The sequence below is a fragment of the Streptomyces sp. NBC_00510 genome (assembly GCA_036013505.1).
Classification (GTDB): domain Bacteria; phylum Actinomycetota; class Actinomycetes; order Streptomycetales; family Streptomycetaceae; genus Actinacidiphila.
In genome coordinates this window covers 6,627,228-6,653,642 of sequence record CP107851.1, presented here as the reverse complement: position 1 = coordinate 6,653,642, position 26,415 = coordinate 6,627,228, and the positions used below count along the sequence as shown (strand labels likewise).

Below are 26,415 nucleotides of genomic sequence, written 5' to 3'. Positions count from 1 at the left end.
CGGGGGCCTACGAGTACTCGACGACGGTGTCGGCGAGGACCGGCGCGTGGTCCCGTTCGACGGCGGTCGCCGACGCCAGGACGCGGCCCTGTTCGGACCACATCCGGATGCGCAGGGTCTCGCCGGGGAAGAAGACCCCGGCGAAGCGGGTGGAGCAGGACCGTACACGGCCCGCGTCGTCGCCGAGCAGGGTGTCGACGACGGCCTTGAGCGTGATGCCGTAGGAGCACAGGCCGTGCAGGATGGGCCGGTCGAAGCCGGCGTGCTTGGCGAACTCGGGGTCGGCGTGCAGCGGGTTCCAGTCGCCGGAGAGCCGGTAGAGCAGTGCCTGGTCCTCGCGGGTGGCACGCAGGACGGTGCGGTCGGGGGCCCGTCCGGGCGGCTCGGTGCGTGCGGAGGGGCCGCGGTCGCCGCCGAAGCCGCCCTCGCCGCGGACGAAGATCTGCGCGTCGGAGGTCCACAGCGCCCCCTGCTCGTCGGCGACCTCGCGGCGCAGCACGATGACGGCGGCCTTGCCCTTGTCGTACACGTCGGCGACGCGCGAGGTCTGCAGCGCCCGGCCGCGGACGGGGACCGGGCGGTGCACCTCGATGCGCTGCGCGCCGTGCAGGACGGCGGCGAGGTCGATCTCGATGCCGGGCAGGGACAGCCCGCCCCGTGCCTCCCCGGCGGCGACCGAGCCGCCGGCGACGGTGGCGAAGCTGGGCAGGACCTGCAGGCCGGAGCCTTCGAGGGCGTAGTTGAGGGTGTTCGCGCCGAGGCCCAGGTGGTAGAGGATGACGTCCCTGTGGTCCCAGACGAGTTCGGCGCTGCGGGGTTCGGCCGAGGTGGCGGCGACGACGTCGATCGGCATGTCCGGCGGCTCCTTCGCTGCGCGGTGGGCCCTGGCGCGGCCGTCCGCACCGTCGGCCCCGCCAGGGCGTGCACTAGAACGCGTTCTAGCCAGCCCATGTATAACGCATCGCCCGGCCGCTGGGAATAGCTGATACATCGTCAGAACGGCTGCCGGTAGTGACATTTGTCCTGCCCGGGTCCGTACATTCCCCACTGACCCCGCGGGGGGCGGCGGCCCTAGTGTCGGTGACATGACGACGACAGTGAGTTTCACCAGGGCCGTCAAGACGTTCGGCGCGGTACGCGCGGTGGACGGCGTCGACCTGGAGATCCGGCGGGGGGAGTCCGTCGCCCTGCTCGGCCGCAACGGCGCGGGCAAGTCCACCACGATCAGCCTGCTGCTCGGGCTCAACGAACCCGACAGCGGCGAGGTCAGGCTCTTCGGCACCACCCCGCACACGGCGGTCCGGGCGGGCCGGATCGGCGCGATGCTGCAGGACGGCCGGCCGATCCCCCGCGTGACCGTACGGGAGCTGCTCACCTTCGTGGCGCGCACCTACCCCCACCCCATGCCCGTGGCCGAGGCCCTGGAGCTGGCCGGCCTCACCGAGGTCGCCGGCCGCCGCGCCGACCGGCTCTCCGGCGGCCAGGCGCAGCGGGTCCGGTTCGCCGTGGCCCTGGCCGGCAACCCCGAGCTCATCGTGCTGGACGAGCCCACCGCCGCCCTCGACGTCGAGGCCCGGCGCGCGTTCTGGGACTCGATGCGGGCGTACGCGGCCCGCGGCAACACCGTGCTGTTCTCCACCCACTACCTGGAGGAGGCGGACGAGAACGCCGACCGCATCGTGGTCATCGACCGCGGCCGTGTCGTCGCCGACGACAGCGGCGAGCGCATCAAGCGGGCGGTCGGCGGCAACCTCGTCTCCTTCGACCTGGCCGGGACGCCCACCGAGGGCCTGCGGCAACTGCCCGGGGTGGTGACCGTGGAGGTCCGCGGCGACCGCGCACTGCTGCGCTCCGCCGACTCCGACGCCACCGTCGTCGCCCTCGCCGACCGCGGCATGGTCCGCGGCCTGACGGTGACCGCCGCCAGCCTCGAGGACGCGTTCCTCTCCCTGACCTCGCAGTCCTCCGCCGAGGACGCCACCCCCGCCACCGCCACGGACACCGCCGCCCTCACCGAGGAGAAGGTCTGATGCTGCTCGCCTACGTCTCGCTGGAGATCCGCCGCACCCTGCGCGACGCCGGATTCGTGATCTTCGGCGTCGGCATGCCCGTCATGATGTACCTGCTCTTCACCAACCTCGGGGTCAGCGGCTCGGAGGAGGACAAGTCCATCGCGCTGGCCTCCATGGTCGGCATGGCCGCGTACGGCGCGCTGGGCTCGGCGGTGTCCACCGGGTCCAGCGTCGCGGAGGACAAGGGCCTCGGCTGGCTGCGCCAGCTGCGGATCACCCCCATGTCCCCGCTGCTGGTCGTCACCGGCCGCTGCATCAGCGGCTCGGTCACCGTGCTGCCCGCCATCCTGGCCGTCCTGCTGGCCGGCGGGCTGGTCAACGGCGTCGAACTCGAGCCCTGGCAGTGGGCGGCCGTCGGCGGGCTGCTCTGGGTCGGCACCGCCCCCTTCACCCTGCTCGGCCTCGGCAACGGCTACCGGCTGTCCGGGCAGACCACCGGCGTGGTGAACATGGCCTGCAACCTGGGCCTGTCCGTCGTCGGCGGGCTGTGGATCCCCTCGTCCGTCTTCCCCGGCTGGCTGCGGGCGGTCTCCGAGTGGACCCCGTCGCACCGCTTCGGACAGCTCGGCTGGAGCATCGCCGACGGCGCGGTCCCGCAGGCGGGTACCGTCGCCGTGCTCGCCGCCTGGACGGCCCTGTTCGGCGCGTACGCCGTGTACGCCTACCGCCGCTCGGCACGCACCCCGTGAAACCCACCGGCACCGTGGAGAAGAAGGAGGAGACGACGGCCATGGCGACCACGACGGGATCCCGGCCCCCGCTGCCGGCACGCATCTGGCGCGAGTGGCGGAACCTGCGGGTGACCCGGTCCGCCTCCGAGGAGATCGAGGACCTCAAGCCCCCGACCCGCTTCACCTTCCTGCCCTGGCTGCTGATGGGCGTGGGCGCCCTGTCCCACCTCCTGCAGGGCAAGGCCGCCAACCCCTGGCTCGGCGGCCTCGGCCTGCTGGCCTTCAACTCCCTCTACATCGGGGTCGTCTTCACCGCCCTCAACCCGCGCGCCGCGGCCGGGAAGGCGCCCCGGCTGTACCTGCTCGCGCTGGCCGCCGTCACCTACGCCCTCGCCATCGGCTACGGCGGCAGCTGGCTGGTGTTCTTCCCGCTGCTGTCCCTGGCCGTGGGGATCGTGGTGCGCGGCCGGCGGATGGGTCCCGTCCTCGTCGCCCTCGCGGTGTCCGCCGGAATCGTCTCCGGGCTGCGCAGCGGCGACATCTGGGACGGCGTGTCCATCGGGTACGGCAGCCTCATCTCCGGCCTGGTGACCGCGGCCATGCTCACCCTCTTCGACGCGGTGACCCAGCTGCGCGCCACCCGCCAGGAGCTGGCCCGCAACGCCGTCGCCGAGGAGCGGCTGCGCTTCTCCCGCGACCTGCACGACCTGCTGGGGCACACCCTCTCCGTGGTCGTCGTCAAGGCCGAGGCCGCCCGCCGGCTCGCCCCGCGCGACCTCGACGCCGCCCTCGCCCAGGTCGCCGACATCGAGGCGGTGGGGCGCCAGGCCCTCACCGAGATCCGCGAGGCCGTCACCGGCTACCGCGAGGGCAGCCTCTCCACCGAGCTGGACCGCGCCCGCTCGGCCCTGACGGCGGCCGGGATCGAGGCCGTCGTCAAGGAGTCCGGCCCGCCGCTGCCCTCGCAGACCGAGGTCCTCCTCGGCTGGGTGGTGCGGGAGGGGGTGACCAACGTCGTACGGCACAGCGGGGCCACCACCTGCGTCATCGAGCTCGCCGGCGCCGACGGTCGGATACGCCTGCGGATCACCGACGACGGCCGCGGCGTAGGGTCGGGCTCCGGCCTTAAGGGCCTCACGGAGCGGCTGGCCGCGGCCGGCGGTTCCCTCGGCACCGGCCCCGCGCCCCGGGGCGGGTTCCGGGTCGTCGCCGAACTGCCGGTGGAGGAGGAACAGGCCGCATGAGCAGCCCCATCAAGGTCCTGCTGGCCGAGGACCAGGGCATGATGCGCGGGGCGCTCTCCCTGCTGCTGAACCTGGAGGACGACATCGAGGTCGTCGCGCAGGTCGCCGCCGGGGACGAGATCGTCACCACGGCGCTGGAGGCCCGGCCCGACGTCGCCCTGCTCGACATCGAGCTCCCCGGGCGCAGCGGGCTCGACGCGGCGGCGGAACTGCGCGAGCGGCTCCCGCAGTGCAAGGTGCTCATCCTCACGACGTTCGGCCGCCCCGGGTACCTGCGCCGCGCCATGGAGGCCGGGGCGTCCGGCTTCCTGGTCAAGGACGGCCCCGTCGAGGACCTCGCCGCCGCGATCCGGCGCGTCCTCGCCGGGCACCGCGTCATCGACCCCGCCCTGGCCGCGGCCGCCCTCAGCACGGGGCCCAGCCCGCTGACGCCGCGCGAGCAGGACGTGCTCAACGCGGCCGCGGACGGGGCGACGGTGGCGGACATCGCGGCGCGGGTGCATCTGTCGGAGTCGACGGTGCGCAACTATCTGTCCTCCGCCATCGGGAAGACGGGCACCCGGAACCGTACGGAGGCGGTGCGCACGGCCCGCCACAACGGGTGGCTCTGACCCTTTGCCCGGGGTGCGTTCTGTAGGGCCCGGTTGTCGTGTGCGGGTTGTCTGCGCCTGCGGCGGGCATCCCCCGCCCTCCCTCCCGATTGCCCGGCGCGGTCAGTGACCGCCTCGCGCGGTCGTTGCGGGGTCGGTGCCGCGCCGGGGTACGCCCCCAGCCTTCGGCCGGGGGGACCCCCACCTCGGTGCTCGCGGCGCTGCCCCACGTCATACGGCACCGCGCCCACCGCTCGTCTCCCCCAGCATCGGCCGGGGGGACCTCCATGGGCGCACCCCGCCACACCCCCTTCGGTCGTGTGGGCGGCTGACGGCCGGAAGAAAGCGGTCCGGGGTCACCGCAAGTGCCTTACTCACCCCCCACCGGCCGTCGTGCGCCTCGACAGCGGGAGGGGGTGTGGCGGGGTGCGCCCGGAAGCGACGAGCGGCGGACCCGGGCGCCGAACGATGTCGGGGTAAACCGCGAGCGCTGTGGGGGTCCCCCCGGCCGAAGGCTGGGGGAGGGAGGGCGGGCGGGGGACGCCCGCCGCAGGCGCAAACAACCCGCACACAACCCACCGGGCAGCCCGACGCAGCCGCCCGCAGGCGCAACCAACCCGCACACAACAACGGCCCGCACGGGGCACCCCCCGCATCGGGGACCGCACGCGTGGGGGACGATGGGGGCATGAGCACGCCACCCCCCGCAGACGTCCCCGCAGACGTCCCCGCGGACGTCCCCGCGGACGCACTGGCCGCCTTCGAGGCCGCGAAGGGCTTCATGCCCACCCACGAGGGCCTCGCCCTCCACGCGGCCGCCGCCGACGCCGCCACCCGCCTCCCGGGCCTGCCCCTGCTGGAGGTCGGCACGTACTGCGGCCGCTCCACGATCCTGCTGGCCGCCGCCGCCCGCGACGCGAAGACCGTCGCCGTCACCGTCGACCACCACCGCGGCAGCGAGGAGCAGCAGCCCGGCTGGGAGTACCACGACACGGCGCTCGTCGACCCCGAGGTCGGCCTGATGGACACCCTCCCCACCTTCCGGCGCACCCTGCACGCCGCCGGGCTGGAGGAGCACGTGGTCGCGGTCGTCGGCCGCTCCCCGCAGGTCGCGGCGGTGTGGGGGAAGCCGCTCGCCCTGGTCTTCATCGACGGTGGGCACACCGACGAGCACGCCGGCAACGACTACGAGGGCTGGGCGCCGCACCTCGCGCAGGACGGCCTGCTGGTGATCCACGACGTGTTCGCGGACCCGGCCGACGGCGGCCAGGCGCCTTGGCGGATCTACCGGCGCGCGCTGGAGTCGGGCGCGTTCGAAGAGCTCTCGGAGACCGGTTCCCTGCACGTACTGCGGCGTACGGGCCCGGGAATCTGAGCCTGCGGATAGCATCGCTGACGTGTTCAAGACCAAGACACGCATCGCCGTGGCCGTGACCGCGCTGGTGCCGACCTGTGCGGCGGCCTGGCTCGTGTGGACCGCGTCGGGCGATCCGGTAGCCGGTAAGAACGCCGACCTCTCGCTGAGCGAACCGCTGCCGCCCTCGGCCGCGGCGTCGCGGCAGCCGTCGGCGCCGAAGGCCCTGTCCGTCGCCAAGCCGCTCGCCGGGAAGGTCGTCGTCCTCGACCCGGGGCACAACACGAGCAACAGCCGGCACACCCGCGAGATCAACCGCCTGGTGAACATCGGCACCGGCCGCAAGGCGTGCGACACCACGGGCACCGCGACCAACTCGGGGTACTCCGAGGCCTCGTACACGCTGGACGTGTCCCGGCGCGTGAGGGCACTGCTCGCGGCGCGCGGCGCCACGGTGAAGCTGACGCAGGACGGGAACCGCGCGTACGGCCCGTGCATCGACGAGCGCGCCCGGATCGGCAACAAGGCGAAGGCCGACGCCGTCGTGTCGGTGCACGGCGACGGGTCGGCGGCAGGCAACCGCGGCTTCCACGTCATCCTCCCGGCCTCGGTGCACCGCGGCATCGCCGACACCCGCAAGATCGTCGCGCCCTCCAAGCGGCTGGGCACCGCCGTGAAGAACCACTTCGCGACGGCGTCCGGCACCAAGCCGTCCAACTACGTGGGCCGCGGTACGGGCCTGGTCGTCCGCAGCGATCTGGGCGGCCTCAACCTCAGCACCGTGCCCAAGGTGCTGATCGAGTGCGGCAACATGCGTGACCCGAAGGACGCGGCGCTGATGAAGAGCGCGGCATGGCGGCAGAAGGCGGCCAAGGGCATCGCGGACGGCATCACGGCGTATTTGCAGGGCAGGCAGTGATCGACCGGTGTCCATCAGGTCCCGATCCTGTCACCGGGACCCTGCCCGGCTCAGCCGCGGACGCGCGTCCTCATACGATGGGGAACAGCCCTGCGACAGCGATGACGAGACGACTGACAAGGACCCCCAGTGAATAACCGCTCCCTCACCCGAGGAGACGGCGCGGTGATCGGCGCGGCGCTGCTGCTGCTGATCGCCTCGTTCCTGAACTTCTACGCCGCGAAGAACTGCGACGCGGACGGGTGCGCCGTCAGCGCCTGGAAGAGCGAGCTGTTCCCGCTGCTGCCCTCGGTGCACCTGCTGGGCCTGGTCGCCGCCGGCCTGTTCGTGGCCTCGCGTTTCCAGCCCGAGGGGCGCAAGGTGCTCGGCATCGGCCTGGCCCAGTGGGGCGCGGTGCTGTCCGTGGCCGCCGCCTGGGACGCCCTGTGGTCGCTCTTCAACGGCAACGAGGCCTTCGAGCTGGGCGCCGGCGCGTACCTCTCCTTCGTCGCCGCCGCCGCTCTCGCCGCCGCCATGCTGCTCACCCTGCAGGGCCTGCCCGCCCTGAAGGCGCCGCTGCTGCCCGCTCCCAAGCCGCAGCAGCCCCAGCAGGCGCAGCCGTACGGCGGCCAGCAGGGTCAGCCGTACCCGGGCGTGCAGCAGGGCGGCTACGGGTACCCGGGGCAGACCGGCGGGCACGGCGCGCCGGCCGACCCGTCGTTCGGCGGCGGGCAGTACGGCTACCCGCAGGGACAGCAGCAGCCCCAGCAGCAGCCGCCGCAGGCCCAGCCCTCGGCGGAGTTCACGGCCTTCTGGTTCGCGGTGCCCGTGGCACGGCCGCTGTACGCGGAGGACGGTTCGGGCCGGCAGATCGCCGAACTGACCCCCGGCACCTGGTACCTGGCGGTGGACCAGAGCGGCACCACCCTGGTCGCGCAGACCCAGGACGGCCGGCGCGGCGTCCTGCAGGACGCCGACGGCATCCAGCGCGGCTGATCCCCCGCTCCTCGCGCACGCACGAGCCGTGCCCCGGGCCGTCCGGTCCGGGGCACGGCTGTTTCCCTTCCGGGGTGGGGGAGGTTGCCGTACCGTACGGCTGACATACCGTCAGATGCGGCAGGAGGCGTGCGCATGCGGCTCGGTCTGGCCCTCGGCTACTGGGGGCGCGGCCCCTCCCCCGACCACCTGGCCCTGGCGCAGGAGGCCGAGCGGCTCGGCTACGACTCGGTGTGGACGGCCGAGGCCTGGGGCTCGGACGTGTTCACCCCGCTCACCTGGATCGCCGCGCACACCAGCCGGATCCGGCTCGGCACGGGCATCGCCCAGATGGCGGCCCGCTCCCCCACCGCCACCGCGATGCACGCGCTGACCCTGGACCACCTCTCCGGCGGCCGGGTCATGCTGGGTCTCGGCCTGTCGGGGCCGCAGGTGGTGGAGGGCTGGTACGGCAGGCCGTTCCCGCGCAGTCCGCTGACCGCGACCCGGGAGTACGTGGACGTCGTACGGCAGGTGCTGCGCCGCGAGGGCCCGGTGGCGCTGGACGGGCGCTTCCATCCGCTGCCGTACGCGGGGCCGGACGCGACCGGCCTCGGCAGGCCGCTCAAGCCGATCACGCATCCGCTCCGGGCCGGCCTGCCGATCCTGCTGGGCGCCGAGGGCCCGAAGAACATCGCCCAGACCACCCGCATCGCCGACGGCTGGCTGCCGCTGTACTGGTCGCCGTTCCGCACGGACGTGTACGAGGCCTCACTGGCGGACGCGCCGAAGGAGTTCATGATCGCCCCGATGGCGCGCGCCCGGCTGTGCGACGACCCGGCGGAGGGGCTGCTGCCGGTGAAGGCGATGCTCGGCTTCTACATCGGCGGGATGGGCGCCGCCTCCCGCAACTTCCACGCCGACCTGATGGCCAGGATGGGGTACGAGGAGGAGGCGCGGCGCATCCAGGAGCTGTTCCTGGCCGGGCGGCGCGAGGAGGCGGTGGCGGCGGTGCCGGACGCCTTCGCGGACGAGATCTCGCTCGTCGGCCCGCGCGGGAGGATCGCGGAGCGGCTGGAGGTGTGGCGGTCGGGCCCGGTGACCGACCTGCTGGTCACCGCGCCCGACCCGGCCACCCTGCGGGTGCTGGCCGAGCTCATCCGCCGCTGAGCTGGGACAGCGAGGGCACCTTGTCGGTGACCTTGGCGCCGGCGTCCTCGCCGGCCGACTTGACGCCGCTGATGGTGTCCTGGAACGTGCCCACGATGTCGTCCGTGCCCTGGCCGCTGCGCAGCTTGGCCGGCAGGTCCTTGAGCGAGTCGATGCCCGCCGTCAGCGGGGCCACCAGCTTGGAGAGGGTCGGGTCGCCCTTGGCGTTCTCCGAGGCGGCCTTGAGCCGGTTGTAGGCGAAGGCCCCGGCGAGGCCGGCCTTCACCAGGGCGAGCTTGCGGCCGTCGGCGTCCTTCTTGAACTTGCCCTCGCGGTAGGGCTTGACGATCCACTGGTAGGTCGCGCCGGCGGCCAGTCCGGCGTTGGCGACGAAGCGGGTCTTGGCGAGCTTCTGCTTCTGCACGGAGGAGGTGGGGCTCGCGGTGCCGCCGCTCGCGCTCCCGTCGGAGTCGCCGCCGCAGGCGGGGACTCCGAGGAGGACGCCGGAGAGCAGGAGGGCGGTCAGGGCGCGGCGCAAGGGCATGACGGTTTCTCCCGGGGGATGCGGTGCGTGATCGCATCCTCGCCCGGGCCCCGGGGACCGGCCACCGCACAGGGCCGTACGGGGTGTCAGGCGCGCGCCGGCCCGGAACGTTTCAGTCCGCCGATCGGGGCAAGACGGCAGGTATGTCCAGACGTTATCGCGGCAATCTGGCGGCCACGATCATCATGGTGGCCGCGGACGTGGCGGCATTCATCCTGATCCTTTGGATCGTGCTGTGGGTCCTCGACGCCAACCGGGCGAACGACCTCGTGGAGTGGATCCACGACATGGCGTCCTGGCTCGGTGGCTGGGCCCACGACATCTTCTCCACCCAATCCGCATGGGCGCGCACCCTGCTGAACTACGGTCTGCCGGCGGCGGTCTACCTGATCGTCGGGCACGCCGTGGCGGGTCGCGTCAACCGGGCCTGACGCCCGCTCACCGGCCGGCGCAGCACCCCGCCGCCTCGGGCACCAGCCCGAGCGGCAGCCGGTCGCCCCCGAAGACCGCCGTCGTCGCCTCGTCCCCTCCGAGGGCGGCGACGGCGAGCAGCAGGGCCCCGGCCGTCCACGTGGTGCGTTCCCGGGGCCACACGGCAGGTCCGGTGCCGGCCTGCGCGTCGCCCTCGAAGACGTACCCGGTCCAGTACATGCCGTCCTCGGCGCGCAGGTGGCGGATCGCGGCCAGGATCTCCACCGCGCGGTCGGACTCGCCCATCGCCCACAGGGCGAGGGCGAGTTCGGCGCTCTCCCCGCCGGTCACCCAGGGGTTGGGCACCACGCAGCGGACGCCGAGGCCGGGCACGACGAACTCGTCCCAGCGTGCCAGGACGCGCTCCCGGGCGGCCTCGCCGCGCAGCACCCCGCCGAGGACCGGGTAGTACCAGTCCATCGAGTAGCGGTCCTTGTCCAGGAACCGCTCGGGGTGGTGGGCGATGGCGTGCCCGAGGGCACCGGCGGCCAGCTCCCAGTCGGGCTGCGGGTCCTCGCGGTGCTCGGCGACGGCCAGCGCGCAGCGCAGCGCCTGGTACATCGACGAGCAGCCGGTCAGCAGCGCCTCCTGCGGGAACGTCCCGTCCTCCTCGCGCTTCCAGGCGATCTGCCCGCCGGGCAGCTGGAGTTCCAGGACGTACTCGACGGCCGCGTACAGCACCGGCCACATGCTCTCCACGAAGGCGTCGTCGCCGGTGGACAGGTAGTGGTGCCACACGCCGACGGCGACGTAGGCGCAGAAGTTGCTCTCCCGGCCCAGGTCGGTGGGTTCGCCCTCGGCGCCGTCGGCGTAGCCGTAGGCGGCGTACCAGGAGCCGTCCGGGTTCTGCCGTCGGGCGAGCCAGGTGTAGGCGGCCTCGGCGTGCTCGTGCTCGCCCGCGGCGTCCAGCGCCATGGCGGCCTCGACGTGGTCCCAGGGGTCGAGGTGGCCGCCCTCGAACCACGGTATGGCGCCGTCGGGCCGCTGGACGGCGAGGATCCCGGCGACGGTCTGCGCGGCCTGCTCGGAGGTCAGGACGCCGGGCAGGACGAGGTGTTCGGTCCGCCTCACGCGTCGACGCCCGCCTTCGGGTTGTGCGGCTTGGTGGCGTAGGCGACGAAGCTCTTGCCGATCAGCGGGTTGAGCGTGTTCTCGGCGAGCCGGGTGGCCAGCGGCTTCTTCATGATGTCCCAGACCAGCAGCTTGTGGTACAGCTTCACCGGCAGGGCCTTGTCGTTGTCCACGCCGACGGCGCACTTGATCCACCAGTACGGGGAGTGCAGCGCGTGCGCGTGGTGGGTGCCGTACGGGCGCAGGCCGGCCTCACGTATCTTGCCCAGCAGCTCGTCGGCCCGGTAGATGCGGATGTGCCCGCCCTCGACCTCGTGGTACGCGTCGGACAGCGCCCAGCAGATCTTCTCCGGCCCGTAGCGCGGCACGGTGATCGCGATCAGCCCGCCCGGCTTGAGGACGCGCACCATCTCGGCGAGCACGCCCTTGTCGTCCGGGATGTGCTCCATGACCTCGGAGATGATGACGCGGTCGAAGCTGTCGTCGGGGAACGGCAGGCTGAGCGCGTCGCCCTCCATGGCCGTGGCGGTCGCGCCGGCCGGGGCCTCCCCGGCCTCCTTCATGGCGGCGAACCACTTGGCGACCTCGCGGATCTCGTCGCCGTTCCGGTCCAGGGCGACCACGTTCGCACCGCGCCGGTAGCACTCGAAGGCGTGGCGGCCCGCGCCGCAGCCCAGGTCGAGCACGCGGTCACCCGGAGCGAGCGGGAAGCGGGAGAAGTCGACGGTCAGCACGTGGAGTCTGCTTTCGTCCGGGACGGTGACTGGACAGTGGGCCGCGGCCCCCCGGCGGCCTCGATCGCCGCGCGGTAGTGCTCGGCGGTGCCGATGGCGGCCCGCTCCCAGGTGAAGCGGGCCAGTACGCGTTCCCGGCCGGCCCGGCCGAGACGGCGGCGCAGCCCGGAGTCGCGCAGCAGCCGGCCCAGCGCCGCGGCCAGCGCGCCCGGGTCCCCCGGCGGCACGGCGAGGCAGGTCTCCCCGTCCGGTCCGGCCACCTCGGGGATGGCACCGCCGGTGGTCGCGACCAGCGGCGTCCCGGTGGCCATGGCCTCGGCGGCCGGCAGCGAGAAGCCCTCGTACAGCGACGGCACGCACGCCACCTGGGCGCTGCGCACCAGGTCGACCAGCTCCGCGTCGCTGATGCCCTTGACGAAGTCGACGGCGCCGCCCAGCCCGTACCGCTCGATGGCGGCGGCCACCGGGCCGTCGTCGGCCCGCTTGCCGACGACGACGAGGTGCGCGTCGGGGTGCTCGGTGCGCAGCTTGGCGAGGGCCTCCACGAGGTGGACCAGGCCCTTGAGGGGCACGTCGGCGCTGGACGTGGTGACGATCCGGCCCGGCACCTCGGGCACGGACGGGTCGGGCGAGAACAGCCCGGTGTCGGCGCCGATGTGCACGACGTGCACGCGGTCCTCGCGCACCCCGAGGTGGTCGACGATCTCCTGGCGGGAGCTGCCGGAGACGGTCAGCACGGACGGCAGCCGGCGCGAGACCCGCTTCTGCATCCGGGTGAAGCCGTACCAGCGGCGGACCGACGCCCGGCGCTTCCACCCCTGCGCGACGTCGAGTTCGAGCTGCCGGTCGACGGTGATGGGGTGGTGGATGGTCGTCACCAGCGGCGCGCCGAGGGCGTCCGGGCCGCCGAGGAGGCCGTAGCCGAGCGTCTGGTTGTCGTGGATGACGTCGAAGGCCCCGCGCCGGGCGGCCAGGTGACGGCGGGCGCGCAAGCTGAACGTCAGCGGCTCCGGGAAGCCGCCGGTCCACATCGTGCCGACCTCCAGCGCGTCCACCCAGTCGCGGTACTCGCCGCGCTTCGGGGTGCGGAACGGGTCCGGCTGGCGGTAGAGGTCCATGCTCGGCAGCTCGGTGAGGCGTACCCCGTCACCGACCGCGTCGAGCACGGGGTAGGGCTGGGCGCCGATCACCTCGACGCTGTGCCCGAGCCGGGCGAGTTCCCTGGACAGATGGCGTACGTAGACGCCCTGGCCCCCGCAGAACGGGTTCCCCTTGTAGGTGAGCAGCGCGATCCGGAGCGGCCTGGCCTCTGCGGTCACTCACGGCCCCCTTCTCACTGCACTTCAGCGGGAGCGTAGCCGCCCGTGCCTCGCTAGAACAAGTTTCAGAATCGGTTACTCAGGAGTTGGCCCGAGAGCACGAAGATACCTGTAGCCGTGCGGGGTGCCCTGGTCGGTCCGGGTGATTCCCGCCACGCCGCGCCTGCGGCGCGCCCGGTGTTCGCGTGCGGGTTGTTCGCGCCCGCGTCGCCTCCGGCGAGCGGCCGACCCGCAACCAGGTGACCGCGCCGGATGAGGGCACCCCCGGCCGAAGGGGACGCCCGCCGCAGGCGCAGCGCACCCGAACACAACCACCGGGCCGCAAGGGGCACCCCCCACAGAAAGGCACCGCAGTACGCTGGGGGCCGGTTCCGCACGGCGCACAGATTCGGATTGGGACAGATGACCGCAGCTCCTCAGCCGACGCCGTCCCCCGTGCCGCTGACCGAGCGTCAGGAAGCCCGCCGCCGCCGCATCCTGCGCACCAGCGCCGAGCTCGCCGTGCGGGGCGGATTCGACGCCGTCCAGATGCGCGAGGTCGCCGAGCAGTCGAACGTCGCGCTGGGCACCCTCTACCGCTACTTCCCGTCCAAGATCCATCTGCTCGTCGCCACGATGCGGGACCAGCTGGAGCACCTCCACGAGGCGCTGCGCAAGCGCCCGCCCTCGGCCGCCGAGCCCGCGGACCGCGTGGCGGAGACGCTGATGCGCGCGTTCCGCGCGATGCAGCGCGAGCCGCACCTCGCGGACGCCATGGTGCGGGCGCTGACCTTCGCCGACCGTTCCGTCAGCCCGGAGGTGGACGCCGTGTCGCGGCTGACGACCGCGATCGTCCTGGACGCGATGCGGCTGGACGGGCCGCCCGGGCCCGAGCTGCTGTCCGCGGTCCGTGTCATCGAGCACACCTGGCACTCGGCCCTGGTGACCTGGCTGTCGGGACGCGCCTCGATCGCCCAGGTGAAGATCGACATCGAAACGGTGTGCCGGCTGATCGACCTCACCGATCCGCGCCGCGCGAAGCCCTGACCCTTCCGGCCCGTTCACTCCTCGGGCGGGAAGACCGCCTCGCCGGAGTCGGCCAGCGTGATGCTGATCGCCTCCACCGGGCAGCCCTCCGCCGCCGCGAGCAGCGCCTCGGCGGCGTCGGTGTCCGGGGCCGCCGGATGGGACTGGCGGGCGGCGTCGAGGGTGAAGCCGCCCGGCGCGGAGTTCACGCACATGCCCGAGCCGATGCACACCCCCCGGTCGACCTCGAGGTGCCACCGGTCCCCCACGGGGTCAGCCCTCCCAGCCGGCGGGCAGGTGGATCATCTTGTGCTCCAGGTACTCGCCCAGCCCCTCGGGGCCGAACTCGCGCCCGAGCCCGGAGTTCTTGTAGCCGCCGAAGGGTCCGAGCATGTCGAGGCTGAAGGTGTTGACGTTGAAGGTGCCGGTGCGCACCCGGCGGGCGACGTCGATGCCGTGCTCGACGTCGCCGGTCCACACGCTGCCGGACAGGCCGTAGTCGGAGTCGTTGGCGATGCGGACGGCCTCGGCCTCGTCCTCGTACGGCAGCAGGCAGATGACCGGGCCGAAGATCTCCTCGCGGGCGATCCGCATGGAGTTGGTGACGTCGCCGAAGAGGGTGGGCTCGACGTACCAGCCGGTGGGCTGCGCCTGCGGGCGGCCGCCGCCGGTGAGGACCTTGGCGCCCTCCTGCTGGCCGAGGGCGATGTAGTCCAGGGAGCGCTGCTGCTGGCGGCGGGCGACCAGCGGGCCGACCTGGGTGGCGGGGTCGAGGGGGTCGCCGACGACGAGGGCGGAGGCGGCGGCCGCCAGGCGCTCGGCGGTCTCGTCGTAGCGGGAGCGGGGCGCGAGGATGCGGGTCTGGGCGACGCAGGCCTGGCCGTTGTTCATCCAGGCGGCCGAGACGATGCCGGGGACGGCGGTGTCCAGGTCGGCGTCGGGCAGGACCAGCGCGGCGGACTTGCCGCCGAGTTCCAGCGTCACACGGGTGAGGTTGCGGGAGGCGACCTCCATGACGCGCTTGCCGGCAGCGACCGAGCCGGTGAAGGAGACCTTGTCGACGCCGGGGTGGCCGACCAGGTACTCGCTGACCTCGCGGTCGGCGGGCAGGATCGACAGCACGCCCTCGGGCAGCCCCGCCTCGGCGGCGATCTCGCCGAGCAGGTACGCGTCGAGCGGTGACTCCGGCGACGGCTTGAGGACCACCGCGCACCCGGCGAGCAGCGCGGGGGCGAGCTTGGCGGCGGCGGTGAACTGCGGGACGTTCCAGGGGACGACGGCGGCGACGACGCCGGCCGGCTCGCGGCGCACCAGGAGCGGCCCGAGCACGCCGGCCCGTCGTTCCTCCCAGGTGAAGCCGCGTGCGACGGTGATCGCGGCGTCCCACACCATCATCGCGCCGAGCGCCTGCGCGAGCACGCTCCAGGAGTAGGGCGAGCCGTTCTGGGAGCTGATGACGCGGGCGATCTCGTCGTGGCGCACGGCGATCGCGTCTTTGATGCGCATGACGACCGCGATGCGCTCGTCGAGGGCCGTACGCGGCCACGGGCCCTCGTCGAAGGCCCTGCGGGCGGCGGCGACGGCCCGGTCGACGTCCTCGCGGGAGGCGTGCGGCACCCGCGCGAAGACCTGCTCGGTGTGGGGCGAGACGACCTCGATGGTGCCGGTGCCGAGCGGGTCCACCAACTCCCCGCCGATGAAGAGCTGTCCGTGTTCGACGATCCCGTTCCCGTCCATGCCTGTCCCGTCCCGCCTTTGGCTGATGCCTCGTCAGAAAGTGACTCTGCTTCAGAACTGATACCAGTTCTAGTTATGGTGGGCAATGCATGCGACGGAGCGGAGAGGGGCCCTCATGGAGCACGGCGACGGCATCTGGAGCATCCCGGTCCCGATCCCCGACAACCCCCTGGGCCACACGCTCGTCTACGTCGTCGACACCGACCGCGGCCCCGTCCTGGTCGACACCGGCTGGGACGACCCCGCCTCCTACGACGCCCTCGCCCACGGCCTCACCGCGCTCGGCACCCGTGTCGCCGACGTCCACGGCGTCCTGGTCACCCACCACCACCCCGACCACCACGGCCTGTCCGGCCAGGTCCGCGAGGCCTCCGGCGCCTGGATCGCCATGCACCCCGCCGACACCGCCGTCGTCCGCCGCGCCCGCGGCGCCGCACCGGGCCTGTGGCTGGACTACCTCGCCGCCAAACTCGCCGCCGCCGGCGCCCCCGAGGAGCACCTCGCCCCGCTGCGGGCGGTGCGCGCCGAGCGCCGCGCCGCGAACGTACCGGGTCTGCGGCCCGCCCTCCCCGACCGCGACATCGTCCCCGGTGAGCGGGTCCCGCTGGCCGGCCGCGCCATCCGCGCGGTGTGGACCCCCGGCCACACCCCCGGTCACGTCTGCCTCTTCGAGGAGGACGGCCGCCGCCTCTTCTCCGGCGACCACCTGCTACCGGGGATCTCCCCGCACATCGGCCTGTACGAGGACCCCGACGAGACGACCGCCGGCGACCCCCTGGGCGACTACCTCGACTCCCTGGAACGCGTCGCCCGGCTCGACCCCGCCGAGGTGCTGCCCGCCCACAAGCACCCCTTCACCGACGCCGGCGCCCGCGTGCGCGAGCTGCTGGACCACCACGCCGACCGCCTCGCCTCGCTCCGCGCCCTGATCGCCGAGGCCCCGCGCACCCCGTGGCAGCTGGCCGAGGCCATGCAGTGGAACCGCCCCTGGGAGCAGATCCCCTTCCCCTCCCGGAACATCGCCGTCGCCGAGGCCGAGGCGCACCTGCGCCGCCTGGTCAAGCTCGGGCACGCCGAACCCGTGCCCGGGTCGGATCCGGTCGTGTACACCGCGGTGTGAGCCCGCCGGTGTGAGCCAGACCGCACACGGCCGGGCACGGCGCGGCGCGCGGTCCCGGCTAAGGTGTGGTCGACACACCAAGTCCAATCACGTCCGAGCGGGGGAAGCCGGTGCGAATCCGGCGCTGACCCGCAACCGTGAGCCGTCCCCCTCCGGGGAGGGCCCAGCCGGAGCACCCGCACGGACGGGAGCGGCTCTTCCGTCGAGGTACACGGAGCCGGAGCCCGGTGCCGTGACCGCGCGCCCGCATCCGTCTGCGCGACCGCTCACCCGAAAGGCACCACCCGATGCACCTGCGCCGCACCGCCGCGGCCGCCCTGGCCGCCTTCAGCACGCTCCTCATAGCCGCGTCGCCGTCACCGTCGCCCGCGGCGGCGCCCGCCGCGCTGTACGGGGAGGCCGACCCGACGTACGACGGCGTGTGGCGTCAGTCGTACGCGCTGCTGGCGCTCCACGCGGCCGACACGGAACCGGCCGGGAACGCGGTGGAGTGGCTCGCCAAGCAGCAGTGCGCGGACGGCGGCTTCGCCTCGTACCGTCCCGACCCGACGGCGCCCTGCGACCCGAAGACCGAGGACACCAACGCCACCGCCATCGCGGTCCAGGCGCTCGCCGTCCACGGCCAGGACTTCGCCGTCAAGCGCGCCGCCGAATGGCTCGCCAAGGTGCAGAACCGCGACGGCGGCTGGTCCTACAACCCCGGCGGCGCCTCCGACGCCGACTCCACCGGCGTCGTCATCGGCGGCCTCAAGGCCGCCGGCACCGACGTCAAGTCCGTGACCACCGACGGCCGGTCGCCCTACGACGCGCTGCGCTCCCTCCAAGTGGCCTGCGGCAAGAAGGACGGCGGCGCGTTCGCCTACCAGCCCGACCCCAAGTCCGGTGCCCTCGCGGCCAACGCCAAGGCCACCGCCGACGCCGTGCGCGGCGCCGAGGGCGCGGGCTTCGTCGTCGAGGCCCCCGACCGCGACGTCCCCGTGCGCGACGGGTGCGGCGGCAGCGCCTCCGACGCCGGCGCCGCCTGGCTCGCCGGCGGTCTCACCGCCGGCGGCAGCCACTTCGACGCGGTCACCCCGGGCTCCGACCAGAAGACCCCCGACTTCGGCACCACCGCCGACGCCGTCGTCGCCCTCGCCGCCGGCGGCCACCTCGACGCCGCCAAGGGCGCGTACAACTGGCTCGCCGCCAACTCCGCCGCCTGGTCCAAGGACAACCCCACCGCCCTCGCGCAGCTCGCCCTGGCCGCTTACGCCACCGGCAACCCCCTGCGCGACCACATCACGCAGCTCAGCGCCCTCGGTCCGGTCGCGGAACAGAAGCCCGACTCCTCCGGCGGCAGTTCGGTGTGGTGGATCGTCGGCGCCTGCCTGGTCGCGGGGATCGGCATCGGGGTGCTGCTCGCCGGCCGGAAGCACCGGCTGTGAGGCGGCCGCCCCTCACGGCGGCGGCACTCCTCCTGGCCCTGGTGGCCGCCCTCGTCGCGACGCCCGCGCACGCGGCCACCTACCGGTACTGGTCCTTCTGGCAGCGTGACGCGGCCACCGACGCCTGGGCGTACGCCCAGACCGGCCCCGCCCTCAGCCGCCCCGACGACGGTGCCGTCGAGGGCTGGCGCTTCGGCGTCAGCCCCGACGCCGACTCGGCCGCCCGCCCCCGCGGCGCCGCCCGGTTCGCCGATGTCTGCGACGGCACCCCGGCCCGCCCCGGCACCAAGCGCGTCGCCCTGCTGCTCGACTTCGGCACCGCCGCCGACGCCCCGGCCGCCCGCACCGCCTGCGCCCGCGTCCCCGCCGACGCCACTTCCGCCGACGCCCTGGCCGCCGTCGCGCCCCCGCTCCGCTACAACTCCGCGGGCCTCGTCTGCGCCATCGCCGGCTACCCCGCCACGGGCTGCGGCGAGCAGGTCACCGACGACGCCGCGGCCCCCGCGCCCGCTCCCTCCTCCGGTCCCGCGCTCGGCACGTACGGCGCCGCCGCCGTCGTCCTCGTCGTCGCCGCGGCCGCCACCTGGCAGGTCCGGCGGCGCCGGAGCGACCGCCCGTGACCACCGCTACGCCCCTGCCGTGGACCAGCGGCGCGCCGGTCTCCGGCCCGCGTGCCCTGCGGGCCCTCGCCTTGCTTCCGCGACTGCGCCCGCGCAACCGCGACGACCTGACCGGCCCGGCCGCCCGGCCCCGGCGGACGGACCTCCCCTCTGCCGGCACCCCCGCCGAACCACGCACGGGCGACGCAACCGCCGCGCAGGCCGAGGTATCGGGCGCCCTCGCCCGACTGCGTCCGCGCACCCGGGAGGACTTGGCAGGCCCGACGGCGCCGGAGCGACCACTGACCGCCCCTGCGCCCTCCCCGCGGCACGGCGCCGCCGCCCTCCCCTCGCGCGCCGCCAGGGCCGCGACGCAGGGCGCGCACACCGCCGCCACCGCGGCCACCGCCGGTGGGGGCCGACGCCACCGCGCCGGCACCGGCGGACGCGCGGACGGGCCGACCGGCACGCCGGCCACGGCATCGCGGGCCCTCGCCCTGCTCACTTGGCTGCGCCCCCGCAGGCGCGGCGACTCACCCACCCCGGCCGCCCGCCCTGCCGTCTTGGCGGCGCGGCTCCTGCCGGACGTCACCGCCAGGGGCGGCGCAACCGCCGAGCGGGGCTCGGCGGCGCGGACCAGGCGGGCCCTCACGCCGCCCGCGGGGGCCGACCATCACGCCGTCGCCCGTAGCGTGGACGGCGGCGGTTCCGCCCGCTTGCGCGCGCTGTTGCGGCTGCGGCAGCCGGACCACGCCGGTGACGCGGGCGCGGCAGGCGGGCGGGCGGGCCGCAGGCGCGGGCCGCACGCGGGGGCGTGGTGGCTGTGGGCGCTGGGGCTCGCCACGGCCGCGTCGCGGACGACGAACCCGGCACTGCTCGCGCTGCTCGCCGCCGTCGCGGGGTACGTCGTGGCCGTGTGCCGGGTGCCGGACGCACCCTGGTCGCGGTCGTACGCCGCGTTCCTCCGCCTGGGTCTGGTGGTCATCGCCATCCGGCTCGGCTTCGCCGTCGTCCTGGGGTCCCCGATCCCCGGCACGCACACCGTGGTGTCCCTCCCCGAAGTGCCGCTGCCCGACTGGGCGCGGGGCGTCCGTCTCGGCGGGCGGGTCACCGCCGAGGGGCTGTGGTTCGCCTTCCGCGAGGGGATGAAGCTGGCCACGCTCCTGGCGTGCCTCGGCGCCGCCAACGCCCTGGCCAACCCCGCCCGGCTGCTGAAGTCGCTGCCCGGCGCCCTGTACGAGGCGGGCGTCGCCGTGGTCGTCGCGATGACGTTCGCGCCGCACCTGGTCGCCGACGTCCGGCGACTGCGGACGGCCCGAAGGCTGCGGGGCCGCGCGGACAAGGGCGTACGGGCGCTGCTCCAGGTCGGCCTGCCCGTGCTCGAGGGCGCGCTGGAGCGTTCCGTCGCCCTCGCGGCCGCCATGGACGCCCGCGGTTACGGCCGTACGGCCGAGGTTCCGCCCGCCGTGCGCCGGGCGACCGTCGCGCTGACCCTCGGCGGGCTGCTCGGGCTGTGCGCCGGCACCTACGCGCTGCTGGCCGCCGCGGGCGCCGCGTACGGCCTGCCCCTGCTGCTGGCCGGTCTGGCCGCCGCCGTCGCGGGGCTGCGGCTCGGCGGGCGCCGTTCCATCCGCACCCGCTACCGCCCCGACCGCTGGGACGCGACCGCGTGGCTGATCACCGCCTCGGGCGTGGCCGTCGCCGCGCTGACGATCTGGGCCGCCGGGGCGTCCCCCGCCGACCTGGATCCGCCCGTGGTGCCGCTGACCGCGCCGTCGCTGCCGCTGTGGCCCGCGGCGGCCGCCCTGCTGGGGCTGCTGCCCGCGCACCTGAAGGGAGCCCGCCCGTGATCCGCTTCGAGCAGGTCTCCGTCACGTACGACGGCGCCGCGGCGCCCGCCGTGACCGGTGTCGAGCTGACCGTCCCCGAGGGCGAACTCTGCCTGGTCGTCGGGCCCTCCGGCACCGGCAAGTCCACCCTCCTCGGCGCCGTCTCCGGCCTCGTGCCGTACTTCACCGGCGGCGTCCTCACCGGCCGGGTCACCGTCGCCGGGCACGACACGCGCCGCAACAAACCGCGCGAACTCGCCCATCTGGTCGGCACCGTGGGCCAGGACCCGCTCGCGCACTTCGTCACCGACACCGTCGAGGACGAACTCGCCTACGGCATGGAGTCGATCGGCCTCGCCCCCGACGTGATGCGCCGCCGTGTCGAGGAGACCCTCGACCTGCTCGGCCTCGCCGACCTGCGCGACCGCCCGATCAGCACCCTCTCCGGCGGGCAGCAGCAGCGCGTCGCCATCGGCTCCGTCCTGACCGTCCACCCGCGGGTACTGGTGCTGGACGAGCCGACGTCCGCGCTCGACCCCGCCGCGGCCGAGGAGGTGCTCGCCGTGCTGCAGCGGCTCGTCCACGACCTGGGGACGACCGTGCTGATGGCCGAGCACCGCCTGGAGCGGGTCGTGCAGTACGCCGACCAGGTCGTCCTCCTCCCGGGCGGGGGCGCCGCCCCGGTCTCCGGGCCGCCCGCCGAGGTCATGGCGGTCTCGCCGGTCCGTCCGCCGGTCGTCGCGCTCGGCCGTCTCGCGGGCTGGTCCCCGCTGCCGCTGTCGGTGCGCGACGCCCGCCGCGCCGCCGCGCCGCTGCGCGAACGCCTCACCGACCGCACCCCGCCCGCGCCGCCCGCGCCCGCCGCGGGCGAGCCCGTCGCGGCCGTGGCGGGACTCACCGTGCGCCGCGGACGGCTGGAGGCGCTGCGCGGGGTCGACCTGACCGTACGGCCCGGCGAGACCGTGGCCCTCATGGGCCGCAACGGCGCGGGCAAGTCCACCCTGCTGTCCACCCTCGCCGGGATGCGGCCCCCCACGTCGGGGAGCGTGACCGTCGGCGGGCTGGAGCCGTCGCGCACCAGGCCCGCGGAGCTGATCCGCCGCGTGGGCCTGGTCCCTCAGGACCCCCGGGACCTGCTGTACGCCGACACCGTCGCCGCCGAGTGCGCCGCCGCCGACACCGACGCCCGCGCCACCCCCGGCACCTGCCGTGCCCTCGTCGGCGCACTGCTGCCCGGGGTCGCCGACGGCACCCACCCGCGCGACCTGTCCGAAGGCCAGCGCCTCGCGCTCGCCCTCGCCGTCGTGCTGACCGCCCGGCCCCCGCTGATCCTGCTCGACGAGCCGACCCGCGGCCTGGACTACGCCGCCAAGGCCCGTCTCGCCGCGCACCTGCGCGCGCTCGCCGCGGACGGCCACGCCGTCGTCCTCGCCACCCACGACGTCGAACTCGCCGCCGAACTCGCCCACCGCGTCGTCGTCCTCGCCGACGGCGACCTCGTCGCGGACGGCCCCACCCCCGACGTCGTCGTCTCCTCCCCCGCCTTCGCCCCGCAGGTGGCCAAGGTGCTCAGCCCGCTGCCCTGGCTGACGGTCGGCCAGGTCGAGGCGGCCTTGGCGGGCACGGCGTGACCGCGCGTCCGCCGCGCGCGGTCCGGCTGGGCCGCCGGGCCGTCGTCGCGCTGACGCTCGTCTCCGTGATCGGCGTCGCCGCCTTCGGCTGGCCGCTGCTCGCCGACCCGGGCTCGGGGCTGGCCCACAGCGAGGACGCGCCCTGGTTGTTCGCGCTGCTCCTGCCGCTGCTGCTCGCCGTCGTCATGGCGACGATCGCGGACGACGAGGAGGGCCTGAGCGCCAAGTCCGTCGCCATGCTGGGGGTGCTGGCCGCCGCGGGAGCGGCCCTGCGTCCGCTCGGCGGCGGCACGGCGGGCATCGAGCCCATGTTCTTCCTGGTCGTGCTGTCCGGCCGGGTGCTCGGCCCCGGCTTCGGCTTCGCGCTGGGGGCGTTGACGATGTTCGCGTCGGCCCTGCTCACGGGTGGGGTCGGGCCGTGGATGCCGTTCCAGATGCTCTCGATGGGCTGGGTGGCGCTCGGCGCGGGCCTGCTCCCGGGCGCCGCCAGGCTGCGCGGCCGGGGCGAGCTCGTACTCCTCGCCGGCTACGGGGCGGTGTCCTCGATCGCCTACGGAACGATCATGAACCTGCAGGGCTGGCCGTACCTCGGCGGCATGTCCTCCGGGGTCTCCTTCGTGCCGGGCGGCCCGCTCCCCGACAACCTCGCCCGCTTCGTCGCGTACTGCCTGGCCACCTCGCTCGGCTGGGACGTCCCGCGCGCCGTGCTGACCGCCGTCCTGGTCCTCACCCTGGGCCCGTTCGTGCTGCGCGCCCTGCGCCGGGCCACCCGGCGCGCCGCGTTCGGCGCGCCGGTGGCCTTCGTGGACGCGCACGGTGGCGGGGACGGGAGTGCGGACGGCGCGCCGCGCGTGCCGCCTCAGGCGCGCTGACGGGCCGGCGCCGCGAACCAGCGCGCGACGCCGGGCGTCGGGCGCCGAGCGCAGGAACGCGCCGAAGTGGTCGGTGTCGCCGGTGTCGGCCGGCGCCGTCCGCACGCAGTGCGCCGCGAGGTCGGCGCGGCAGATCCCGCCGTTGCCGATCGGCACGTCGCGGTCGCCGCTCGCGGTGTACAGCCGCACCGGCACGGCCGGCCGCCGGCCGCAGGTGCCGGCGGCCTGGTCCATGGCCCGGCGCAGCGCCCCGGTGGGGTGCCCGCGTCCCGGAATGCGGCCGACCCCCGGGCGTACCCGGGGGCCGGCCCCACCCCGCCGGCTCAGATCCGCTGGATGATCGTGCCCGTGGCGAGCGCCCCGCCCGCGCACATCACGATCAGCGCGAACTCCTTGTCCGCGCGTTCCAGTTCGTGCAGTGCGGTGGCGATCAGACGGGCCCCGGTGGCCCCCACGGGGTGGCCGAGTGCGATCCCGCCACCGTTGACGTTCACCTTCTCCAGGTCCTGGTCGAAGACCTGTGCCCAGGACAGCACCACCGAGGCGAAGGCCTCGTTGATCTCGACGAGGTCGATGTCGTCGAGTGTCATGCCGGCCTTGCCGAGGACCGCGCGCGTCGCGTCGATCGGTCCGTCCAGGTGGTAGTGCGTGTCCGTACCGACCAGCGCCTGCGCCACGATCCGGGCCCGCGGCCGCAGCTTCAGGGCGCGCGCCATCCGCTTGGACGCCCACATCACGGCCGCCGCGCCGTCGGAGATCTGCGAGGAGTTCCCCGCCGTGTGCACGGCCGTCGGCATGATCGCCTTCAGCCCGGCCAGTGCCTCCATGCTGGTGTCGCGCAGCCCCTCGTCGCGGTCGACCAGCCGCCACATGCCCTGGCCGGCGAGTTGCTCCTCCTCCGTCGTGGGCACCTGCACGGCGAAGGTCTCCCGCTTGAAGCGCTCCTCGGCCCAGGCCCGCCCGGCCCGCTCCTGCGAGATCAGCCCGAGCCGGTCGACGTGCTCCCGGGTCAGCCCGCGGCGCCGGGCGATGCGCTCGGCCGCCTCGAACTGGTTGGGCAGGTCCACGTTCCACTCGTCCGGGAAGGGCTTGCCGGGGCCGTGCTTGGAACCGCTGCCGAGCGGCACCCGCGACATGGCCTCGACGCCGCAGCCGATGCCGATGTCGATCACCCCCGCCGCGATCATGTTGGCGACCATGTGGTTGGCCTGCTGCGAGGAACCGCACTGGCAGTCCACGGTCGTCGCGGCCGTCTCGTACGGCAGCCCGCAGGCCAGCCAGGCGGTGCGCGCCGGGTTCATCGACTGCTCCCCTGCGTGGGTGACCGTACCGCCGACGATCTGTTCCACGGCGTCGGGCTGGATGCCGGTGCGGCCGAGCAGTTCGCGGTACGTCTCACCGAGCAGGTAGGCGGGGTGCAGATTGGCGAGCGCGCCGCCGCGCTTGCCGATGGGGGTGCGTACAGCTTCGACGATGACGGGTTCAGCGGCCATGTACCTCGTCCTCTCCTCGGCCGCGGGGCGTCCCGGCGCCCACGGCAGAACTAGTACGCGTTCTAGTTCCGCCCAGCAGTCTGATTACCGGCGGTACGCGGGCGCAAGGGGCGTGCACCAAGCCGGCCGATCCGCACCGTCACGGGCCTTGCGACTTGCAGGGGCCGGAGCTACCGTCCACAGGCATATCTGATGGAGCGTCAGCAAGCGGTGCGCGGGGACGTCCGCGGACCGCCACCCAGGGAAGCCCGGAGCCACCACGGAGACATCCGGACCAACCGGATCACGACCCGGACCACGCCGGACCACCCGGACCAGGAGCCGCCGATGTCCGCCACGCCGCCGCCCTCCTCCTGCCCCGCCCTCCCCGACGGCTTCGACTTCACCGACCCGGACGTCAACCAGGAGCGCATACCCCTCCCGGAGTTCGCCGCCCTCCGGCACACCGCTCCCGTCTCCTGGATCCCCCAGCCCCACGGCATCGCGGGCTTCGGGGACGACGGCTACTGGGCTGTCACCCGCCACGCCGACGTCAAGACGGTCTCCACCACCCCCGAGACCTTCTCCTCCCGCACCAACACCGCGATCATCCGCTTCAACGAGCACATGCAGCGGGACCGGATCGACGCCCAGCAGCTGATCATCCTCAACATGGACCCGCCCGAGCACACCCGCCTGCGGCAGATCGTCCAGCGCGGCTTCACCCCCCGCGCCATCCGCGCCCTCAAGGACGCCCTGCGCCGGCGCGCCGAACGCATCGTCGCCGGCGCCGCCGCCCACGGCAGCGGCGACTTCGTCACCGACGTCGCCTGCGAACTGCCCCTCCAGGCCATCGCCGAACTCATCGGCGTCCCCCAGGAGGACCGCGGCAAGATCTTCGAGTGGTCGAACAACATGATCGGCTACGACGACCCCGAGCTCGCCATCACCGAGGAGATCGGCACCGAGTCCTCCATCGAGCTCATCTCCTACGCGATGAACATGGCCGACGAACGCAAGGCCTGCCCCGCCCACGACATCGTCACCAAGCTCGTCGCCGCCGAGGACGAGGGCAACCTCACCACCGACGAGTTCGGCTTCTTCGTCCTCGTCCTGGCCGTCGCCGGCAACGAGACCACGCGCAACGCCATCACCCACGGCATGCACGCCTTCCTCACCCACCCCGACCAGTGGGACCTCTTCCGCGCCGAGCGCCCCCGCACCGCCGCCGACGAGATCGTCCGCTGGGCCACCCCGGTCACCTCCTTCCAGCGCACCGCCACCCACGACACGGAGCTGGGCGGCGCCAAGATCCGCGAGGGCGACCGCGTCGGCATCTTCTACGCCTCCGCCAACCACGACCCCGAGGTCTTCACCGCCCCCGACACCTTCGACGTCACCCGCGACCCCAACCCCCACCTCGGCTTCGGCGGCGGCGGCCCCCACTTCTGCCTCGGCGCCAGCCTCGCCCGCCTCGAGATCGACCTCATCTTCAACGCCATCGCCGACACCCTCCCCGCCATCCGCCTCGCCGGCGCCCCCCGCCGCCTCCGCTCCCCCTGGCTCAACGGCGTGAAGGAACTCCGTGTGACCTACACCTGACCTCGAGCGTGCGTTTGCTGGTCACGGGGTAT

The 26,415-nt window shown here is 74.3% G+C and carries 25 protein-coding genes and 1 riboswitch; of the genes, 17 read left to right on the top strand and 8 right to left on the bottom strand.

Going from position 1 to position 26,415, the window contains the following annotated elements:
* Nucleotides 1-7 precede the first annotated feature (7 nt).
* Nucleotides 8-853, bottom strand: a complete 846-nt coding sequence (locus OG937_30005) for a MaoC/PaaZ C-terminal domain-containing protein (GenBank protein ID WUD75624.1) — start codon at nucleotides 851-853, stop codon at nucleotides 8-10.
* A gap of 232 nt (nucleotides 854-1,085) precedes the next feature.
* Between OG937_30005 and OG937_30000 the strand changes: the two genes are divergently transcribed.
* The 8 genes from OG937_30000 (at nucleotide 1,086) to OG937_29965 (ending at nucleotide 8,974) form a co-directional block, all read left to right on the top strand.
* The gene (locus OG937_30000; GenBank protein WUD75623.1) at nucleotides 1,086-2,030 is read left to right on the top strand and encodes an ABC transporter ATP-binding protein; all 945 of its coding nucleotides are present in this window, start codon (nucleotides 1,086-1,088) and stop codon (nucleotides 2,028-2,030) included.
* The gene (locus OG937_29995) at nucleotides 2,030-2,761 is read left to right on the top strand and encodes an ABC transporter permease (GenBank protein WUD75622.1); all 732 of its coding nucleotides are present in this window, start codon (nucleotides 2,030-2,032) and stop codon (nucleotides 2,759-2,761) included. Before OG937_30000 ends, OG937_29995 begins: the two co-directional genes overlap by 1 nt.
* A gap of 41 nt (nucleotides 2,762-2,802) precedes the next feature.
* Nucleotides 2,803-3,987 carry a sensor histidine kinase gene (locus OG937_29990; protein WUD75621.1) on the top strand — a complete coding sequence of 395 codons (1,185 nt, stop codon included), beginning with the start codon at nucleotides 2,803-2,805 and terminating at the stop codon, nucleotides 3,985-3,987.
* The gene (locus OG937_29985) at nucleotides 3,984-4,598 is read left to right on the top strand and encodes a response regulator transcription factor (GenBank protein WUD75620.1); all 615 of its coding nucleotides are present in this window, start codon (nucleotides 3,984-3,986) and stop codon (nucleotides 4,596-4,598) included. The genes OG937_29990 and OG937_29985 overlap by 4 nt, the downstream gene beginning before the upstream one ends.
* 667 nt (nucleotides 4,599-5,265) lie before the next feature.
* Nucleotides 5,266-5,952: a class I SAM-dependent methyltransferase gene (locus OG937_29980; protein WUD75619.1), complete on the top strand. Its 687-nt coding sequence runs from the start codon at nucleotides 5,266-5,268 to the stop codon at nucleotides 5,950-5,952.
* 22 nt (nucleotides 5,953-5,974) lie between these two features.
* Nucleotides 5,975-6,850 carry an N-acetylmuramoyl-L-alanine amidase gene (locus OG937_29975; GenBank protein ID WUD75618.1) on the top strand — a complete coding sequence of 292 codons (876 nt, stop codon included), beginning with the start codon at nucleotides 5,975-5,977 and terminating at the stop codon, nucleotides 6,848-6,850.
* Nucleotides 6,851-6,979: 129 nt separating this feature from the next.
* Nucleotides 6,980-7,825 (top strand): DUF5336 domain-containing protein, encoded by an 846-nt coding sequence (locus OG937_29970; GenBank protein ID WUD75617.1) that lies wholly within the window; start codon nucleotides 6,980-6,982, stop codon nucleotides 7,823-7,825.
* 135 nt (nucleotides 7,826-7,960) lie between these two features.
* Nucleotides 7,961-8,974, top strand: coding sequence for an LLM class F420-dependent oxidoreductase (locus OG937_29965; protein ID WUD75616.1), 1,014 nt, complete (start codon nucleotides 7,961-7,963; stop codon nucleotides 8,972-8,974).
* Here OG937_29965 and OG937_29960 read toward each other — a convergent pair.
* The gene (locus OG937_29960; GenBank protein ID WUD75615.1) at nucleotides 8,961-9,497 is read right to left on the bottom strand and encodes a hypothetical protein; all 537 of its coding nucleotides are present in this window, start codon (nucleotides 9,495-9,497) and stop codon (nucleotides 8,961-8,963) included. The two genes, OG937_29965 and OG937_29960, sit on opposite strands and share 14 nt — an antisense overlap.
* A 143-nt stretch (nucleotides 9,498-9,640) precedes the next feature.
* On the opposite strand from OG937_29960, the gene OG937_29955 reads away from it, so the two are divergent.
* The gene (locus OG937_29955) at nucleotides 9,641-9,928 is read left to right on the top strand and encodes a hypothetical protein (GenBank protein WUD75614.1); all 288 of its coding nucleotides are present in this window, start codon (nucleotides 9,641-9,643) and stop codon (nucleotides 9,926-9,928) included.
* A 7-nt stretch (nucleotides 9,929-9,935) separates the two neighbouring features.
* Here the strand turns inward: OG937_29955 and OG937_29950 are convergent, their stop codons facing one another.
* Genes OG937_29950 through OG937_29940 form a run of 3 tightly spaced genes read right to left on the bottom strand, consistent with a single transcriptional unit; the run spans nucleotide 9,936 to nucleotide 13,092 of the window.
* A complete protein-coding gene (locus tag OG937_29950; GenBank protein WUD75613.1) occupies nucleotides 9,936-11,039 on the bottom strand; it encodes a prenyltransferase in 1,104 nt (367 codons plus the stop codon).
* Complete coding sequence (locus OG937_29945) at nucleotides 11,036-11,773, bottom strand: class I SAM-dependent methyltransferase (GenBank protein ID WUD75612.1); 738 nt, start codon at nucleotides 11,771-11,773, stop codon at nucleotides 11,036-11,038. The genes OG937_29950 and OG937_29945 overlap by 4 nt, the downstream gene beginning before the upstream one ends.
* Nucleotides 11,767-13,092, bottom strand: a complete 1,326-nt coding sequence (locus OG937_29940; GenBank protein ID WUD75611.1) for a glycosyltransferase family 4 protein — start codon at nucleotides 13,090-13,092, stop codon at nucleotides 11,767-11,769. The genes OG937_29945 and OG937_29940 overlap by 7 nt, the downstream gene beginning before the upstream one ends.
* Before the next feature lie 402 nt (nucleotides 13,093-13,494).
* Between OG937_29940 and OG937_29935 the strand changes: the two genes are divergently transcribed.
* The gene (locus tag OG937_29935; GenBank protein ID WUD75610.1) at nucleotides 13,495-14,118 is read left to right on the top strand and encodes a TetR family transcriptional regulator; all 624 of its coding nucleotides are present in this window, start codon (nucleotides 13,495-13,497) and stop codon (nucleotides 14,116-14,118) included.
* 14 nt (nucleotides 14,119-14,132) lie between these two features.
* On the opposite strand, the gene OG937_29930 is transcribed toward OG937_29935, so the two are convergent.
* Nucleotides 14,133-14,366 (bottom strand): ferredoxin, encoded by a 234-nt coding sequence (locus OG937_29930; protein WUD75609.1) that lies wholly within the window; start codon nucleotides 14,364-14,366, stop codon nucleotides 14,133-14,135.
* Between the two features lie 4 nt (nucleotides 14,367-14,370).
* Nucleotides 14,371-15,834 (bottom strand): aldehyde dehydrogenase, encoded by a 1,464-nt coding sequence (locus OG937_29925; protein ID WUD75608.1) that lies wholly within the window; start codon nucleotides 15,832-15,834, stop codon nucleotides 14,371-14,373.
* Between the two features lie 115 nt (nucleotides 15,835-15,949).
* On the opposite strand from OG937_29925, the gene OG937_29920 reads away from it, so the two are divergent.
* From OG937_29920 to OG937_29895, 6 genes are all read left to right on the top strand, one after another.
* Nucleotides 15,950-16,954 (top strand): MBL fold metallo-hydrolase, encoded by a 1,005-nt coding sequence (locus OG937_29920; GenBank protein WUD75607.1) that lies wholly within the window; start codon nucleotides 15,950-15,952, stop codon nucleotides 16,952-16,954.
* A gap of 100 nt (nucleotides 16,955-17,054) precedes the next feature.
* A riboswitch (cobalamin riboswitch) is annotated at nucleotides 17,055-17,132 on the top strand.
* A gap of 109 nt (nucleotides 17,133-17,241) precedes the next feature.
* On the top strand, nucleotides 17,242-18,378 hold the full coding sequence (locus tag OG937_29915) for a terpene cyclase/mutase family protein (GenBank protein ID WUD75606.1): 1,137 nt from the start codon (nucleotides 17,242-17,244) through the stop codon (nucleotides 18,376-18,378).
* Nucleotides 18,375-18,998, top strand: coding sequence for an SCO2322 family protein (locus OG937_29910; GenBank protein WUD75605.1), 624 nt, complete (start codon nucleotides 18,375-18,377; stop codon nucleotides 18,996-18,998). Before OG937_29915 ends, OG937_29910 begins: the two co-directional genes overlap by 4 nt.
* Nucleotides 18,999-19,798: 800 nt before the next feature.
* On the top strand, nucleotides 19,799-20,827 hold the full coding sequence (locus OG937_29905; GenBank protein WUD78932.1) for an energy-coupling factor transporter transmembrane protein EcfT: 1,029 nt from the start codon (nucleotides 19,799-19,801) through the stop codon (nucleotides 20,825-20,827).
* The gene (locus OG937_29900; GenBank protein ID WUD75604.1) at nucleotides 20,824-22,437 is read left to right on the top strand and encodes an ATP-binding cassette domain-containing protein; all 1,614 of its coding nucleotides are present in this window, start codon (nucleotides 20,824-20,826) and stop codon (nucleotides 22,435-22,437) included. Before OG937_29905 ends, OG937_29900 begins: the two co-directional genes overlap by 4 nt.
* Complete coding sequence (locus OG937_29895) at nucleotides 22,434-23,309, top strand: ECF transporter S component (protein WUD75603.1); 876 nt, start codon at nucleotides 22,434-22,436, stop codon at nucleotides 23,307-23,309. Before OG937_29900 ends, OG937_29895 begins: the two co-directional genes overlap by 4 nt.
* 323 nt (nucleotides 23,310-23,632) lie before the next feature.
* Here the strand turns inward: OG937_29895 and OG937_29890 are convergent, their stop codons facing one another.
* Entirely contained in the window at nucleotides 23,633-24,802 is a 1,170-nt protein-coding gene (locus tag OG937_29890; protein ID WUD75602.1) for a steroid 3-ketoacyl-CoA thiolase, read from the bottom strand.
* Between the two features lie 327 nt (nucleotides 24,803-25,129).
* On the opposite strand from OG937_29890, the gene OG937_29885 reads away from it, so the two are divergent.
* Nucleotides 25,130-26,383 carry a cytochrome P450 gene (locus OG937_29885; GenBank protein ID WUD75601.1) on the top strand — a complete coding sequence of 418 codons (1,254 nt, stop codon included), beginning with the start codon at nucleotides 25,130-25,132 and terminating at the stop codon, nucleotides 26,381-26,383.
* Nucleotides 26,384-26,415: the final 32 nt, after the last annotated feature.

Excerpts from the sequence above, each read along its gene's own strand:
- OG937_29885 (WUD75601.1), top strand. The coding sequence starts at position 25,130 with ATGTCCGCCACGCCGCCGCCCTCCTCCTGCCCCGCCCTCCCCGACGGC.
- OG937_29920 (WUD75607.1), top strand. The coding sequence starts at position 15,950 with ATGGAGCACGGCGACGGCATCTGGAGCATCCCGGTCCCGATCCCCGAC.
- OG937_29965 (WUD75616.1), top strand. The coding sequence starts at position 7,961 with ATGCGGCTCGGTCTGGCCCTCGGCTACTGGGGGCGCGGCCCCTCCCCC.
- OG937_29915 (WUD75606.1), top strand. The coding sequence starts at position 17,242 with ATGCACCTGCGCCGCACCGCCGCGGCCGCCCTGGCCGCCTTCAGCACG.
- OG937_29925 (WUD75608.1), bottom strand. The coding sequence starts at position 15,834 with ATGGACGGGAACGGGATCGTCGAACACGGACAGCTCTTCATCGGCGGG.
- OG937_29955 (WUD75614.1), top strand. The coding sequence starts at position 9,641 with ATGTCCAGACGTTATCGCGGCAATCTGGCGGCCACGATCATCATGGTG.
- OG937_30005 (WUD75624.1), bottom strand. The coding sequence starts at position 853 with ATGCCGATCGACGTCGTCGCCGCCACCTCGGCCGAACCCCGCAGCGCC.
- OG937_29995 (WUD75622.1), top strand. The coding sequence starts at position 2,030 with ATGCTGCTCGCCTACGTCTCGCTGGAGATCCGCCGCACCCTGCGCGAC.
- OG937_29960 (WUD75615.1), bottom strand. The coding sequence starts at position 9,497 with ATGCCCTTGCGCCGCGCCCTGACCGCCCTCCTGCTCTCCGGCGTCCTC.
- OG937_29980 (WUD75619.1), top strand. The coding sequence starts at position 5,266 with ATGAGCACGCCACCCCCCGCAGACGTCCCCGCAGACGTCCCCGCGGAC.
- OG937_29990 (WUD75621.1), top strand. The coding sequence starts at position 2,803 with ATGGCGACCACGACGGGATCCCGGCCCCCGCTGCCGGCACGCATCTGG.
- OG937_29890 (WUD75602.1), bottom strand. The coding sequence starts at position 24,802 with ATGGCCGCTGAACCCGTCATCGTCGAAGCTGTACGCACCCCCATCGGC.
- OG937_30000 (WUD75623.1), top strand. The coding sequence starts at position 1,086 with ATGACGACGACAGTGAGTTTCACCAGGGCCGTCAAGACGTTCGGCGCG.
- OG937_29985 (WUD75620.1), top strand. The coding sequence starts at position 3,984 with ATGAGCAGCCCCATCAAGGTCCTGCTGGCCGAGGACCAGGGCATGATG.
- OG937_29935 (WUD75610.1), top strand. The coding sequence starts at position 13,495 with ATGACCGCAGCTCCTCAGCCGACGCCGTCCCCCGTGCCGCTGACCGAG.